15 protein-coding genes are annotated in these 16,187 nt (G+C 28.8%); 12 read left to right on the top strand and 3 right to left on the bottom strand.

Annotation, left to right across the window (positions count from 1 at the left end):
* The first annotated feature begins 119 nt into the window (after positions 1 to 119).
* From H0I23_RS14125 to H0I23_RS14070, 12 genes are all read left to right on the top strand, one after another.
* The gene (locus tag H0I23_RS14125) at positions 120 to 605 is read left to right on the top strand and encodes a BfmA/BtgA family mobilization protein (RefSeq protein ID WP_216783936.1); all 486 of its coding nucleotides are present in this window, start codon (positions 120 to 122) and stop codon (positions 603 to 605) included.
* Positions 605 to 1,525 carry a DUF5712 family protein gene (locus H0I23_RS14120; protein WP_216783935.1) on the top strand — a complete coding sequence of 307 codons (921 nt, stop codon included), beginning with the start codon at positions 605 to 607 and terminating at the stop codon, positions 1,523 to 1,525. The genes H0I23_RS14125 and H0I23_RS14120 overlap by 1 nt, the downstream gene beginning before the upstream one ends.
* The gene (locus H0I23_RS14115; RefSeq protein ID WP_216783934.1) at positions 1,479 to 2,069 is read left to right on the top strand and encodes a ParA family protein; all 591 of its coding nucleotides are present in this window, start codon (positions 1,479 to 1,481) and stop codon (positions 2,067 to 2,069) included. Before H0I23_RS14120 ends, H0I23_RS14115 begins: the two co-directional genes overlap by 47 nt.
* Before the next feature lie 50 nt (positions 2,070 to 2,119).
* The gene (locus H0I23_RS14110) at positions 2,120 to 2,344 is read left to right on the top strand and encodes a hypothetical protein (RefSeq protein WP_216783933.1); all 225 of its coding nucleotides are present in this window, start codon (positions 2,120 to 2,122) and stop codon (positions 2,342 to 2,344) included.
* 12 nt (positions 2,345 to 2,356) lie between these two features.
* Positions 2,357 to 3,334, top strand: a complete 978-nt coding sequence (locus H0I23_RS14105; RefSeq protein ID WP_216783932.1) for a hypothetical protein — start codon at positions 2,357 to 2,359, stop codon at positions 3,332 to 3,334.
* 252 nt (positions 3,335 to 3,586) lie between these two features.
* Entirely contained in the window at positions 3,587 to 6,655 is a 3,069-nt protein-coding gene (locus H0I23_RS14100) for a type I restriction endonuclease subunit R (protein WP_216783931.1), read from the top strand.
* Between the two features lie 10 nt (positions 6,656 to 6,665).
* Entirely contained in the window at positions 6,666 to 8,294 is a 1,629-nt protein-coding gene (locus H0I23_RS14095; protein WP_216783930.1) for a class I SAM-dependent DNA methyltransferase, read from the top strand.
* The gene (locus H0I23_RS14090) at positions 8,287 to 9,624 is read left to right on the top strand and encodes a restriction endonuclease subunit S (RefSeq protein ID WP_216783929.1); all 1,338 of its coding nucleotides are present in this window, start codon (positions 8,287 to 8,289) and stop codon (positions 9,622 to 9,624) included. The genes H0I23_RS14095 and H0I23_RS14090 overlap by 8 nt, the downstream gene beginning before the upstream one ends.
* Positions 9,617 to 10,831, top strand: coding sequence for a pentapeptide repeat-containing protein (locus H0I23_RS14085; protein ID WP_216783928.1), 1,215 nt, complete (start codon positions 9,617 to 9,619; stop codon positions 10,829 to 10,831). Before H0I23_RS14090 ends, H0I23_RS14085 begins: the two co-directional genes overlap by 8 nt.
* A gap of 6 nt (positions 10,832 to 10,837) precedes the next feature.
* Positions 10,838 to 11,743, top strand: coding sequence for a DUF5655 domain-containing protein (locus H0I23_RS14080; RefSeq protein ID WP_216783927.1), 906 nt, complete (start codon positions 10,838 to 10,840; stop codon positions 11,741 to 11,743).
* A gap of 42 nt (positions 11,744 to 11,785) precedes the next feature.
* A complete protein-coding gene (locus tag H0I23_RS14075) occupies positions 11,786 to 12,829 on the top strand; it encodes a type II toxin-antitoxin system RnlA family toxin (RefSeq protein WP_216783926.1) in 1,044 nt (347 codons plus the stop codon).
* A gap of 7 nt (positions 12,830 to 12,836) precedes the next feature.
* On the top strand, positions 12,837 to 13,214 hold the full coding sequence (locus tag H0I23_RS14070) for a type II toxin-antitoxin system RnlB family antitoxin (RefSeq protein ID WP_216783925.1): 378 nt from the start codon (positions 12,837 to 12,839) through the stop codon (positions 13,212 to 13,214).
* 64 nt (positions 13,215 to 13,278) lie between these two features.
* Here H0I23_RS14070 and H0I23_RS14065 read toward each other — a convergent pair whose 3' ends face one another.
* From H0I23_RS14065 to H0I23_RS14055, 3 genes are all read right to left on the bottom strand, one after another.
* Complete coding sequence (locus H0I23_RS14065) at positions 13,279 to 14,541, bottom strand: type II toxin-antitoxin system HipA family toxin (RefSeq protein ID WP_216783924.1); 1,263 nt, start codon at positions 14,539 to 14,541, stop codon at positions 13,279 to 13,281.
* Between the two features lie 2 nt (positions 14,542 to 14,543).
* On the bottom strand, positions 14,544 to 14,858 hold the full coding sequence (locus H0I23_RS14060; protein ID WP_179317207.1) for a helix-turn-helix domain-containing protein: 315 nt from the start codon (positions 14,856 to 14,858) through the stop codon (positions 14,544 to 14,546).
* A gap of 91 nt (positions 14,859 to 14,949) precedes the next feature.
* Positions 14,950 to 16,170: a site-specific integrase gene (locus tag H0I23_RS14055; protein WP_216783923.1), complete on the bottom strand. Its 1,221-nt coding sequence runs from the start codon at positions 16,168 to 16,170 to the stop codon at positions 14,950 to 14,952.
* Positions 16,171 to 16,187 lie beyond the last annotated feature (17 nt).

The raw sequence follows: 16,187 nt of genomic DNA, 5'->3' as shown, positions 1-16,187 counted from the left end.
TACGGGGTTTAAAACGTTGATTTTAAGTCGTTTATATTGAACAATAATAATATAACAAGTTATAACATAATTATAAAAATATAACTAACTAACTGATTTTCAGTAATAAAAAGTATAAAATGAAGAAAAAAAGCATTTTGATTAAAGAATTTCACCATAAAGAACTAGTTAAAATATCAAATGTATTTGGTGTTCCATATGGAGATTTAGTTCAATCTATGATTTTGTATTTTAAACGAACAGGCATTAATCCAGTAGAAGCAATTAATGAAAATCCTGCAACAATGGTAAAGGCCTTAGATAAGCGAATTGTATCTTTTTTAAAAGTACAAGAACGAGATATTTTAAAACCTTTACGTAGCGAATCTTTTCAATACTCTAATGAACAAAAAAAACAAATTTCAGAGCTGTCAACATGGATAAAGGATGTTGTAGTTAAGCTAAATGATTATGATAATCATAGAACAAAATTGATTACGTCTGAATTAGATAAACTTGAAAAAAAGTTAGAACGGCAACAGAAAGCTTTTATCGAACTAGCTAAATTAATAGACATTAAAAACAAATCTGGAATTAAAGAAACTCTTAAATCTATTTTTGAATAATGCCTATCAGTAAACCACATAGTACGTTGGGCGCTACAAATACATCTAGTTGTGTTGATTTAGCATTGTATCTAGAAAAAGAGAATAATGAATTAGATCTTTTGCAACAGAAAGTAATAAGTAGTCTAGAAAAAATAGCCCTTGAAAAAAGAAAACAATTCTTTTTTACCCATTCTGAAAATAATATTAGTACGAACGAAGTCATTTCAACTATCGATAATAATATTAAACGATTAGGTAAAAAAGATGCGAAATACTTTGCTCCCACCATAAATTTTAGTCCTCAAGAACTAAAACATATACTATCAACAATTACAAATAAAGTAGATATTGAAAATGTATGGGCGTTAAATGATAATGAATACATCAGTTTTAACGATAAAATCAAGGAATATACGAAGGAAATTATGAGCAACTATGCAAAGAACTTTAATAGAGCAGACAAAGGGCTTAAAACAGGTAATGATCTAGTTTATTTTGGGAAGATTGAACATTTTAGAAAATTTAAAGGAACAGATGAAGAGGTTTTAAATAAAACTTATAAAGCTGGAGATTTTAAGCCTGGAATAAATTCGCATGTCCATTTAATAGTTAGTAGAAAAGATAAGACGCAACGTTTAAAATTAACACCTACAACTAAAGAACGTTCAACAACAAGAAGCATTGGAGGTAATACCTATCATGTTGGTTTTGATAGAATGAACTGGATCAATATGAATGAAGAAAGTTTTGATAATTTTTTCCAATATAAACGACCTGAGCGAGAAAAATTTATCAATCAATACATTTTAAAAAAAGGCTCTCCTATAGAGAAAGCATCACTATTAAATGAAATAGAAACAAAAGAAAAACTTATTAAAAACACTATAAAATATGACCAAAATCATACTCATAACACATCAAAAGGGAGGAGTAGGTAAAAGCACACTTACCTTTAATCTAGCCCAAAACGTTTCTAAAAATGCTAAAGTAGCCGTTCTAGATTTTGATTTTCAGGGTAGTCTTAGTCAGCTATCTGACATGGTAACAGATTTTGAAATAATTTCTTTCAAAGGAGAAATAAATGAAATTGAGCAACTAGACTATGACTTTATTTTTATAGATACTCCTCCTTACTTATCTAGTCATTTACCATGTTTAATTGAACTGGCAGATTTAATTATTGTACCAACTAAAGCAGGCGTTCTAGATCTTTTAGCTATAAAGAGCACCTTGGAACTTATTGAAGAACAACAAAAAACATTACAAACCTTAGTTGTTTTCAACATGATTAAAGCAAGTACCACACTAACTCTCGAAATCTTAATTGGATTGGCAGAATATCATGTGAAAGTTGCAAATACGCATATTAGCGATTTAGTATCTTTTACTAGATCTGTTTTAGTAAAAGGAGTGAAAAATGATAAAAACGCACAAAAACAAATAGACAATCTTACCAAGGAAATACTAACCGAACTTATATAAATATAGATTTCTACATCTCTAGTATTATATAAAACTACAATTCTATCATCATGGAAAAACAAAATATTAATGAGCTTATTAGTAAAGCTAAATCTAGTGGCAAAAAGAAAACAATTCAAAAAATTGTTCCAGTAATTTCAAAGAGGGTTGGCGAAGTACAATTTTCATTTTATATAGAGAAAGAACTACTTAAAAAGCTGAAGCTAAAAGCAATACAAGAAGATACAAGTATGAAGCAGCTTGTAAATAATGCGATCAACAATGCCTTAAAATAATACAGTTTAAAAATGGAACATAATTACGAAAAGATAAAAAATATACAACTTAAAATTTTTCAAAATTGCCCAAAGGAGCATGAGCAAATTATTGAATTGTATTGGCAATTTAACGACCTTAAACTTGTAAATAAGCCAGGAGAATTAAATAAAAAGTTCAGCATATCTCAATCCCAACTATCACATATTATCATTAGTTACAGCTCACTTTCGTTTTATTTTTTTTGTGAAAATTGCAACACTTATGAAAAACATGTAGTAAAGAGTCAAACGGTTTTTAAAGATTTAATACTATATAAAAGTAGATCTTACTCATATCAAAAATGTGATTACTGTAAATTAGAAGAAGAAACGGCGTCAGAAATAGAGAAACAAAAACGTATTGAAGAGTTAACTTTAAATTCAAACGATGCTATTGCAAGCAAAAACTGGCAAAACCTTTCCAACTTTGAAAAAGGGGTATTAAGTTCCTGTTTAAAAATGAATTTTAATCAGGTAAAAACGCATTATGGTAAAATATTAGGGCAGTCTCAATTTATTAAATTAATTCATGCATTAAAAAATATCGAAAATCAAGGTCTTTTGATTCTTGAAAAAGATTCCAGGAATAATTATATAATAAACTATGAGTATTTAGAAAAGCTCTTAGATTTTAAAGATGAAATTGATTTCGTAGAAAAAAGCAGTATTTCAAACAACGTAAAAAATACAATTAAATTAAAATTAACTATCAACGACAAACAAAACCACCCAGATAGTCCTATGTTTTCAGGTCTTGTTAAATTTAAGGATAAGATAGTAATTGAACCTCATGTAGATTATATTTTTGGTCACTGGCAACGTGCTAATAATAATATGTATTTGACATTAACGCCTATAACTGATCTTGAAAAATTACCAGAACAAAAAAGAATTTCAAATCTGCCGATTTCACTACAAAAAGGAATTTCAGATTTCCTGAATAACCTGGGTGAAAACTTAGACTTTTAATTAATGCCAATCTAGATGTGACGCCTGCCGCTGAGGCGCATTTTAAAAATCAGTTGATTTTTAGCGCATATAGGAAAAAATTCACTGATTTTTAAAACGGAAAAACTACAAGGGTAAGCTTTACTCCCAAATCTTGAACGAGAGTAAATTTTAAACTAATTTACTCTCATTCAGGATTTATATAATTCTAGTTTTATATATTTATTGAAATCCGTAATTATATATTGGTAGCTTTTCTTAATTTAGAAGACTATGAAATTCAACGAAGATTCAAGAGTTAAAATACCATCAATATTACATCTTACTCGTTTAGGATATAAATATTTATCATTAAAGGGTGCAGTTTGGAATGAAGAAACAAACATATTTACAAATATATTTATTGAAAGCATCCAAAAGATAAACAATGATTTAGAGATAGATGAAGCTAAAAGATTATTAAGTGATGTATCATTACTTTTGGATAATGAAGATTTAGGAAAAGCATTCTATGAAAGAATAAGTCAAAAAACGGGACATAAGATTATTGATTTCGAAAACTTTGAAAACAATACATTTAAAGTTGTTACAGAACTAACTTATAAAAATGGTGATGAAGAATTTAGACCTGATATAATTCTTTTAGTTAATGGGTTGCCTTTAGTCTTTATAGAGGTTAAAAAACCTAATAATAGAGAAGGTATTATTGCAGAGCGTACTAGAATTAATAAACGTTTTCAAAACAAAAAGTTTAGACGTTTTGTAAACATTACACAGTTAATGGTATTCTCTAATAATATGGAATACGATAGTGATGATATGGATACTATACAAGGTGTATTTTATGCATCACCATCATATCACAAACCAATATTTAATTATTTCAGAGAAGAAGAACCGTTTGATTTAAATAGTCTTTTATTACCTGAAAATGATACTACAGAAAATGAAGTTCTAAAAGATAATAATTTAGTTATTATAAAGCACTCACCAGAGTTTTTAACCAATAAAGATTCCAATACACCAACAAATAGAGTATCTACTTCTTTATTCTCTAAAGATAGATTGTCTTTTGTGCTACAGTATGCAATAGCTTATATAAATGAAAGTTCAGGCTTACAAAAACATATAATGCGTTATCCGCAATTATTTGCAACAAAAGCAATAGAGAATAAACTAAATGAGGGTATAAGAAAAGGTATTATATGGCATACACAAGGAAGTGGTAAAACAGCATTAACGTATTACAATGTTAAGTTTCTAACAGACTATTATCAAAAACAAAATGTAATACCAAAATTCTATTTTATAGTAGATAGATTAGACTTATTAATTCAAGCTAAAAGAGAGTTTACAGGCAGAGGGTTAACGGTGCATATTGTTAATTCAAGAAATGAGTTTGTTGCAGATATAAAATCTAAAGCAGCATTACATAACGAAAGAGGAAACGCAGAAATTACAGTAGTAAATATTCAAAAGTTTTCAGAAGATGCTAAAATAGTAACAGAACAAGATTATGATATTAATATTCAACGTGTTTATTTCTTAGACGAGGTACACCGTAGTTATAATCCAGAAGGTAGTTTTTTAGCAAATTTAGAACAGTCAGATAAAAATGCTATTAAAATTGGATTAACCGGTACGCCTTTATTAGGTACAGAATATAATTCTAAAACATTATTTGGTGATTATATTCATAAGTACTACTACAATGCATCTATTGCAGATGGTTATACACTAAAACTAATTAGAGAAGAAATAGCATCTAATTATAAAATGGTTTTAGAGCAAGCCTTAAAAGAAATTAAAGTATTACAAGGAGATGTTCCTAAAAAGAAAATCTATGCAGATGCACGTTTTGCAGAACCAATGTTAGATTACATTGTTGAAGATTTTGAAAGTTTTAGATTAATGAATAACGATGCATCAGTTGGTGCAATGGTAGTTTGTGACAGTTCAGATCAAGCTAAAATGTTATTTGAAATATTCAATAATAAATATAGAGATAGTGATGCTGTTGTTTTAGATAAAGTAGCAGAGGAAAGAGAATCTTATGGAGATAAAAAAAGAGAAAGCTATAAGGTTAAAAAAGCAGCTTTAATTCTTCACGACATAGGTACTAAAGAAGAACGTAAACAAGAAGTAGAAGATTTTAAAGATGGTAAAATAGATTTTCTTTTTGTTTACAATATGCTATTAACTGGTTTCGATGCTAAAAGACTAAAGAAACTATACATAGGTCGTTTAATTAAAAAGCATAATCTATTACAAACCTTAACTAGAGTAAATAGAACATATAAAGATTATAAATATGGTTTTGTAGTCGATTTTGCAGACATTAAAGCAGAGTTTGATAAAACTAATAAAGACTATTTTGAAGAGTTACAAGAGGTTTTAGGTGATGAAATGGAGCATTACTCTAACATCTTTAAATCTAAAGAAGAAATTCAAGAGGAAATAGCAGATATAAAAGAGATATTATTTCATTATGATACTTTAAATGCTGAAAACTTCTCACAGCAAATTTCTCAAATATCAGATCGTAAAAAAATGTTAGGTATAGTAAAGGCTTTAGGTAATGCTAAAAGTCTGTACAATCTAATTCGTTTATTTGGGCATTATGAATTATTGGAAAAAGTAGATTTTAAAAAGCTATCCGTATTATATAGAGAAGCCAATAATCATTTACAATTACTAAATCAAAAGGAAGCATTAGAAAATAATATAGATACAACTAACCTCTTAAATGTTGCTTTAGAGGATGTTATTTTTATGTTTAACAAAGTTGGAGAAGAAGAACTAATCTTAGCAGACCAACTAAAAGATACGCTTCGTAAAACAAGGGAAGAATTAGCAAGTAATTTTGATAAAAAAGACCCTGAATTTGTAAGTTTGTACGATGAATTAGAGCGTCTCTTTAAAAAGAAAAAACTAAACGAAGTAACGCAAGAGGATATGAAAGCTAATATTGGAGCGTTAAAAGAAATTCACGCAAAAATATTAGAGTTAAACAGACAAAATAAACTATTACAGGCTAAATATGATAACGATCCTAAATACTGTCGTATTCATAAACGATTGGTAGAAAAAGGTGGTTTAACAAAAAGAGAAAGCCAATTGTTTGAAGCTTTACAATCGGTTAAAAGTGAAGCAGACCTACAAGTAATACAAAATAGTAGGCTATTACAAAATGAAGGCTATTTAGATAAGATGATGATTAAATTGGTAATTAATCAATTTGTAAAACAAAACAATATTAAACTAAATCCAGAGACGTCTAAATTCATAAATAATTTAGTAGTTCAAGAATATACTAACGAATTTCACGGGCGTACAGCTTAGATAAAAATAAATGACAGCAACAGTACAATTTCAAACAGAAGTAAAAAACCTAATAGACAGCCTTAAAGGTATTTGTTCTAATTATGGTTTGGGTAATGATGGAGACGAATATAAAATTATTACGCAGGTATTTCTATATAAGTTTTTAAACGACAAATTTGCTTACGAGGTAAAACAATTAAATCCTGAATTAGCTAAAGCAGAAAAATGGCAGAAAGCAATTGAAGCATTACCTGATGAAGATTATGAAATGCTAACCTTACAGTTAAATGCAGACACAGCAGTATTACAACCGCAACATTTTATTTCGCATTTGTTCGATATACAAAACACACCAGATTTTGCTAAAACGTTTGATGATACCTTAATGGATATTGCCATTCAAAATAATGACATCTTCTCAGTAAAAACGACTGGAGGTTCTAAAGAACCATTATTTGAACGTATTAGTGAAATTGTAGAAACGGCAGAACGAAATGCTTTTTGTAAAGCAATTGTAAATCAATTAGTAGATTTTAGTTTTGAGCATATTTTCAATGAAAAATACGATTTCTATGCTACTATTTTTGAGTACTTAATAAAAGACTATAATAACGACAGTGGTGGCACGTATGCGGAGTATTACACACCGCACGCAGTAGCTAAAATTATGGCTTCTATTATGGTAACAGAAGATAATATTCAAGATGTTACGTGTTATGATCCAAGTGCAGGTTCGGGAACGTTGTTAATGAATTTAGCACACGCCATTGGTGAAGATAAATGTACTATTTACTCACAAGATGTGTCTAAAAAATCGTCTAAACTATTGCGTTTAAACCTAATACTAAACAATTTAGTGCACTCATTACAAAATGTAGTGCGTGGTAATACGATTCTATCACCTTATCATAAAGATGTTAATAACCAATTACAGAAGTTTGACTATATAGTATCAAACCCACCTTTTAATTTAGATTTTAGCGAGTATCGAGACGATTTAGATAGTAAAGAAAATAACGAACGTTTTTTTGCAGGAATCCCAAATGTTCCGAAAAGTAAAAAAAGCAGTATGTCTATTTATAGTCTGTTTTTGCAACACATTATGCATAGCTTAACGAAAACAGGTAAAGCAGCGATTGTTGTGCCTACAGGTTTTATTACGAAACAATCGGGTATAGATTTAAAGATAAGAGAAAATATGGTGAAAAGCAAAATGCTTGCAGGTGTAATAACGATGCCTTCTAATATTTTTGCTACAACTGGGACTAACGTGTCTATTATCTTTTTAGATAAAAATAATACCGAAGATGTTGTATTGATTGATGCGTCTAATTTAGGAACAAAAGTTAAGGATGGTAAAACTCAAAAAACAGTATTGTCTGTAAAGGAAGAGGAGAGAATAATTGATATGTTTAACAACAAAGAAGTAGTTGAAGATTTATCAGTAGTGGTTTCATATGATGATTTAAAAGTTAAAAACTATTCATTAAGTGCAGGTCAATATTTTGAAGTAAAAATTGAATACATTGATATAACAGCTGAAGAGTTTGACAATAAAATAATTAGTTATAAAAGTAATTTAAGTAATCTTTTTGAAGAAAACAAAGCTTTAGAAGCTGTAATTCATAATAATTTAGAAGGATTGATATATGAATAAAGGTAATAAAATATCAAAGCTCGGTGATATTGGTAAAGTTGTTATGTGTAAACGTGTTTTGAAAAGTCAAACTTCAGATTTTGGAGAGATTCCATTTTATAAAATTTCAACATTTGGAAGCGAACCTGTAAATTTCATTTCGAAAACTTTATACGATGAATATCGTATGAAATATAATCACCCCAAAAAAGGAGATATACTAATTTCTGCTGCTGGTACTATAGGAAAAACTGTTATTTATGATGGTAAGCCAGCATATTTCCAAGATTCAAATATTGTATGGATAAAAAATAATGAGGAAAAAGTATTAAATAGTTTTCTTTATTATTATTATCAAACTCAACCTTGGATAGCCACTAATGGTAGTACTATAAAAAGACTTTATAATGATAATATTAGAAATTTAATAATAAACTATCCTGAAATACCTGTTCAAAAACAAATCGCTAAGGTTTTAGGGGATTTAGATTATAAAATAGAGATCAATAGTAAAATCAACAATGAATTAGAAGCAATAGCAAAAACCATTTATAACTATTGGTTTGTGCAATTTGATTTTCCAGATGCCAACGGTAAACCTTATAAAGCGTCAGGTGGTAAAATCGTGTATAATGTAACCCTGAAAAAAGATATACCTGAAGGTTGGCAATATAAAACTATTGCAGATTGGATAGAAAAAGATAAAAGTGGAGATTGGGGTAAAGAGTTTAAACAGGGTAATTATACAGAGCAAGTATCTTGTATTCGTGGTGCAGATATTAATGGTTTAAATGGCAATGGTGTAGTAAAAGCACCAGAGCGTTTTATTTTAGAAAAAAATACTCATAAACTATTAGAAGAAGGAGATTTAATAATAGAAATATCTGGAGGTAGTCCAACACAATCTACAGGTAGAATGGCTTTTATAACACAAGAAACTTTAGAGCGTTTTGAGAATCCATTAATCTGTTCTAACTTTTGTAAAGCAGTTACTTTAAAAGATGAAACCTATTTGTATAATTTCGTGTACCAATGGCAAAGGTTATATGATGCAGGAGTATTATTTGGTTGGGAAGGTAAAACAAGTGGTATTAAAAACTTATTGTTCGAGAGCTTTGTAACCAATTATAAAACGGTCTTTCCTAAAAAAGACATCGTAGAAAAGTTTTACCAAAAAATAAAACCGATACACGCAAAAAAGCAAAAGAATCTAAGAGAAAATCAAAAATTAGCAGATTTAAGAGATTGGTTATTGCCAATGCTAATGAATGGTCAAGTAACGGTTAAAGAAGCACAAGAACATATTAATCAAGCAGCAGAACCGCAGGAAGTATATCAAAAGAATGCCTAAAACAGTAATCACAGAACAAGATTTCAATGCTCGCTTTAATTTAGCTGAGGGCTTAGGTAATTCTACACCCATAAGATTCACTTCAAGAATATTTAATTTCTATATAGAGATTGAACCACAACACAGAGAATTAATCTTCACAGATTGTGACTTCTCACAACCTATACTTTTCTGTAAGGGTGTTCAATTAGTTCAAGTAGTTGAGGATAATAATCAAGAACCAGATTTGTTTAATGAAGATGAAACTAATGTATTTAGTGAAAGCGTAACATTTGAAGAATGTGAGTTTCAAGAGCAAATACAATTTGATGACATTATATTCAATAATAAGTTTAGAATGCATAATTGTAGTGTAAACAATGCTTCATTTCGTAATACTACATTTAACGGTTTAGCAGACTTTTGGTTAACTACTTTTAATCAGGATATAATTTTTTATAAGACAGATTTTAATAAAACGACAGTCTTTAGTATGGCGACATTTATAAGTAATGTTTTATTTACTTATTCGTTGTTTTCTACTAAAGTTATTTTTGCAAGAACAAAATTTAATAAAGGTGTTGACCTATCGCAATCCATAATATCAGGCACATTACAACCTTTCGACTTACAATTTAATTTCAAAGAATTTAAGGCTGAGTATGTTGGTAAAGATGATGAGACTTTTCAAAATTATGTAGATAGAGATGCAATAATACCATTAGTAAATAAAGTTCATACATTTCAAGTTTTAAAAAAAGCATTTGAAGATATAGGTAATTATTCAGACTCAATTTTAATGCAGAGAGAAGAAAAAAGAGCATTAAAAGAATTAGTAAAAGCAAAATTAAAAGATAAAGACTCAACGGTAAATAAAGGTGATAAATTGATTCTAAGATTCAACCGATTATCAAATCACTATCAATCAGATTTTAGAAATGGTATTTGGTTTACTTCAGTAATGGTCATTTTATTTGGTTTCCTTACGCTTGTATTCACAGAAGAATTTCATCGTCATTTTTGTTGGGGTTGTGAATTTAATAAAGACTATTTTATAAAAGGAGTTAAATTCCTCTTCAACTTTCTAAACCCAACACGTAGAATAACTTATCTTGATAGCTTTGATTTGAGGTTTTATGGTATAGCATATTTATTTGACTTCTTTGGTCGAATTGCTGTTGGATATGGTATTTATCAAACAATTCAAGCATTCAGAAAATTTAAATAATATTTAATGCATTTATACAACTTAAATTCAAAAGAATCTATTAGTATTTTAAAAGAGAAACCATTTAAATTAGAAAGAGAAATACAATCACTTTTTGAAAATAATTTAAATGAGTTAATGGATTTACAATTAGTAAAATCTGAGTTCTCTATTAAAAATAAACGCATAGATACTTTGGCTTACGATACACAGTCAAATGCTTTTATAATTATTGAATATAAACGTAGTAGAAATATAAGTGTAGTAGATCAAGGTTTTACATATTTAAGTTTAATGCTAGAAAATAAAGCAGATTTTATAGTTGAGTATAACGAAACATTGAAGCAAAATTTAAAACGTACTGATGTTGATTGGAGTCAAACAAGAGTAGTATTTGTATCTACAAGTTTTACAGAAAATCAAAGAACAGCAACAAACTTTAAAGATATTGCTATTGAGTTATGGGAAGTTAAACGCTATGAAAACAATTTAATTAGTGTAAACCAAATAAAGAAAAGTAAATCGGCAGAAAGTATCAAGCCAATTACATCAAGCAATACACAATTAGAAGCAGTTACAAAAGAGATAAAAGTATATACAGAAGAATTTCATTTAGATAGTTATCCAGATAAAGTAAAAGAACTTTACGAAACCTATAAAGATGCTATTTTAGCTTTAGCAGATGATATTGAGTTAGAGCCTAAAAAACTATACATAGCTTTTAAAAAGGATAAAAATATAGCAGATATTGTAACACTAAAGAAAGGAATAAAACTATTTATAAATCTACAAAAAGGTAAACTAGAAGACCCTAAAAATCTAATGCGTGATGTATCAAATACAGGACATTGGGGTAATGGAGATTATGAATTAGTAATAACTAACAATGACAATTTAGAGTATATTTTATACTTAATTAAACAAGCTATATAATTGTAATTAAATAATTTATACATTTGCAACCCATTTTTTTATATGTCATTTAGAAAATTAAATATTAATAGAGCACTAATACAGGAAACTGTTGAGGCTTTTGTTGGTACTTCTACTAATATTACTATTGTAGAAAAACCAGGGAATCTTTTTGTGTATAAATTTTTGCAAACTGGTAAAGCAGAGGCTACATTAAATGTTTATTATGTTAAAGGCGGTGCAACAACTTTAATGTATAAAACGGGTAAGAATCAGGAATGGTCTTTAGAAATAGCTCAAAATATATTAGAAAACTGTGGTATTAAGGAGTTTAATGCTAATAGTTTCTATTTAAAGGCTATTAGACCAGAAGATTTTGACGTTGTTTTAGAATTTTTAGAGGAAGAATGTAGTGCTGTTGTTCTATCGGATGAGCAAGTACCTAATGGTCGTCAAGTAAAATTAGAGGGTGTTCAAGGTGATAATTTAATTCTAATTCACTTTAAAAACAATGCATTTCAAGCACAAGGTAAACCTAGAATGTTATTTCACGATACAATAATAATTTTATCAGATTTGTTACCGTTTAAAGATATAATTGATAAACAATTGGAATATTATGAAACTAATTTAACCTCTAAAGATATTATAGGTGAATTAGAAAATAGACTTCCTGTATCAGGTGTTCGTCTTAATGATAAGATTAAAAGTGTTATAAGTCCTTCTTTAGCATTAAAGAAAACAGATATAGAATTGACAGATTATTCTGCTTTTGCTTTTCCTATGTTAAGAGGCTTAGAAGGTGTAATGAAACAAGTTTTTGCCGACAAAGGTATTAATATAACTAAAGAGGGTTTTGGCGCACATTTTGATAATAAAGGAATAAGTGTTACATTTAATAATTCAACAAAAGCTATAGTTAAGTGTTCAAAGCACGAAAAAGCATTATGTAATATGTATAGTTACTATTCTAATCAAAGGCATACTATTTTTCATATGGATAGTACAGTTGCCACAAGTAAGATATTAGATAGAGCGGAAGCAGAACATATAATAAATACAGGAATTAACGTTATTGAAGATGGTTACACCATTATGAATAGTTAATCATAAAATGAAAAAACAAGCAACATATAGACTACGTAAATTATCTAAAAGTAATTTTCAATACATTGTATTAACTCTTAATTCAATTCGTATTGATAATTATTTAGATCAAATAGAATCATCTTTAGCTATAAAAAAGATAAAAGGTTCTATTGTATTTGATTTACTAATAATGAATGGTATGAATGATAGATATTATTCTGCGGATTTCGATGGTGTTAAGTTTAATCTTTCATCGTTTAAATCAATAAAATCTAATGATGAAACCGTTTTTAAAACATCAAATACTTTCTTTTCAAAGAATATTGATTTAATTGAACAAAGTAGTTTGCCAAAAACAAAGAAGTTCTTAATAAAGAAGCAATTGGCAACATTAAGTGCGTAGTTATTATTAATTCTATATGAAAAGACGGCAGTATCTCATAAACTGTATAAATTTTTATTACAGATTAGTTTACAGCCCTTTTAAATGCTGAAGCTTTTAATTCTTGTTCTCTCCTAGATAATCCATATTTGTTAGCTATCACTTTCCAAGTGCTTACAATATGGCTAATTTCATCGATTATAATTTGACCCGTCTCTTTTTCTATTCTAAAATATGGAGCCACAGTTAAAGCTAAATCAAGATCTAAAGCATTATCATCCTCAGAAATATTTAATTTTAACCCCATGCCTGTTTCAACGGGGTTTATATCATAAGCAGGAGATAAAACCCAACCCTTTTCTGTCAATAAAAAACCATGGTTTCTTAAATGGTCATCTGTATTGGATACACAAATACTAAAAATAATTCTTCTCCAAAGTTGCTTTAAATCATCTTCTGGATGTGCTCCGTGCTTAGAAATAAAATCTACTAATTCTAGATAACTAACGCCATTAGATGCATCTACGCCATCCGTATAGCCTAACAATGTCATTGCGGAAGCAAAATGAATCCTTTTACCATCAATAGTTCTGTCAAAACGCTTCGTTAAAAAGGTATGTTGATTACTGTTGAATTTTTCAGCTTTAGATTCTGCCATTTTAATACCGGACTGAATAGCTAATTGATAAGTTACCATTTCCCAACCACCAACATCGTCACCATCATTTTTACTAGGAAATTTAGCAATCCATAAATTACCTTCGTTATCAAGAACACCTGCCTTTGGTCTTGCTCCTCCTAAAGAAGAACCAGGAGAAACTAACATTTGTAACCATTTTAAATAATCAGGATCATCCAAACTATTATCATCTTCCAAACGCAAGCTTATTTGCTCTAATTCCCTAATTGATGTCCATGGTGGACTTGCTAATTCTTTATTGTCATTTAAAAAAGAACCTTCCTTATCCAATTTAAAACGTAAAGCACCCATTCTATGACCATCAAAAACACCTAATAAGAAATCAGTTTCAAATAATTTAACCGTTTTTCTTTCTTCTTTCCTAGCAAGTGCAGCTTCTCTTCTTTTCATTAGCACTCTACCCCAACGATCAGGAGAAGAATCTAAGAACAATCCAAAATTCGACTTTTCGTCATTCAAATATTGTATGCCTTCAAATAAACCTAAATCTGGATCTAATTGATATGCATAATCAGATTGTAGCCATTCTTTTTGATAAGCAAAAGAAAACACCTCTTTTCCTCTTAAAGTCTCTGAATATAATTCGCCAATTAATACAGGAGAATTTAATTCTAACCAATCGGCATAAACATATATAGTCCTTTTCATTTTTAGTTTCTTTTTGGAGCACGCTCTTTAGTTGTTAACCCAATGTCTTGCAATTTTCGACCGAGAATGTCATCCTTTGCTATATTTAAAATGTCTTTTTCCAAACCAAGTACATTTAAAACTTTAATATAAATACCAATACTCACAGAACTTTTTCCTTTTTCTATGGAATATAATGTTCTTCTACTAGTACCTGCGCGTTCGGCAACTTGATCGGCACTTAATTTTCTTCTCAGACGTGCTAACCTAATTTGCTCTCCCATTTCTTCTAACAATCGCTCTAGTTTTGGTAGTAGTATTGAATTATTCTTAGACATAACTTGTAATATATTACACAAATATACGTAATTTGGGTAATATACTACTCGTTATAGGTAATAATGGGAAGAGAAGTTTCTGAATATCTGTTTAAAATTGTAATAACAAATCACAAGCATCATCAACAACAGAAGATCCTAGTTCTTTTAAATAAGATTTAGTTGTACTTAATTCTTGATGCCCTAAGCTATCTCTTATGATTTCTGTAGAAGCTCCGTTTTGCATCATATAGTTAGCAAAACTATGTCTAGCAACATAACTGGTTAAATTGCTTGTTACGCCACATAAATTTGCTAATTCTCTCAAATCTTTATTGTAGCCTTTTAAAACCTTATGTTTACGATTTTCTATTTGATTTGGTTTTAAGTTGTTTTTCAATAGTATCGGAAACACATATTTTGTTTCTGTAGTTTTATCCTTTTTATAATAGTCTAAAATTTCCCTTACAGGAGGTAAGATTTTAATGTTAAAATGAAAGCCTGTTTTAGATCTTATATAAGATATTTTATCTTTTGAAATATGTTTATTCTCAAGTAACATCATATCTACAAAATTCATACCTCTGGTATAAAAGCTAAATGAAAAATAATTTTGTGCATTCTTTAGTCGCGGGTTTTCATATAAATCATAATTTATTATTTTGTTAATGTCTTCAATATCCAAAGCTCTTTTTAAAGCTTTACCTTTTAGTTTTGATAGTTTATAGGTTTTGAAGGGATAATTACTTTCTTTAGTTAAACCCCTATTAATCGCCAAGTTATAGTTAGCTCTAATTGCTCTCATTTTAACACCAATACCGCCATCAGTTCCACCTCTTTTTCTTAAAAAAACTTCATATTTATATAAAAAATCTGAGTTTAATTCTTCAAAAGCTAAAGCGACTGAATTATTGTTAAACATTTTTAAAGAATCATAAGTTTCCTTATTAATCTTTGCAGTACCTATGCGCCCACTATCAATCATTTCTCTCGTAACTGTACTCCAGAAGCTAAAAACGTTATTAGTTAATGGATTAGTAGTTACCGTTAGTTCTTTTTCAAGGGCAGTAAAACTGAAATCTTTATCGTTAATATCAAAGTCGTTAATAATCTTTAGAACCCGGCTTTTATATTTATTAAGAACTCTATTATTTTGTGTTGTATTATCATTTTTTGAATTAAACTCTCCTGTTTTTTCATTCCATTCTTTTAAAGAGGAATTAAAAGGTGTTCTGAAAAATTTAGATTTTCTCATATATGTTACCCTTAAGTAAATAGGATATTTGTTATTCGTTAATTTTGTTTTACGAAGAACTATTTTTATAGTAACCATATTAAATGAAGTTTCAG

The sequence above is a fragment of the Cellulophaga sp. HaHaR_3_176 genome, from assembly GCF_019021925.1.
Lineage (GTDB): Bacteria > Bacteroidota > Bacteroidia > Flavobacteriales > Flavobacteriaceae > Cellulophaga.
This window is presented reverse-complemented; position numbering and strand designations above follow the sequence as displayed.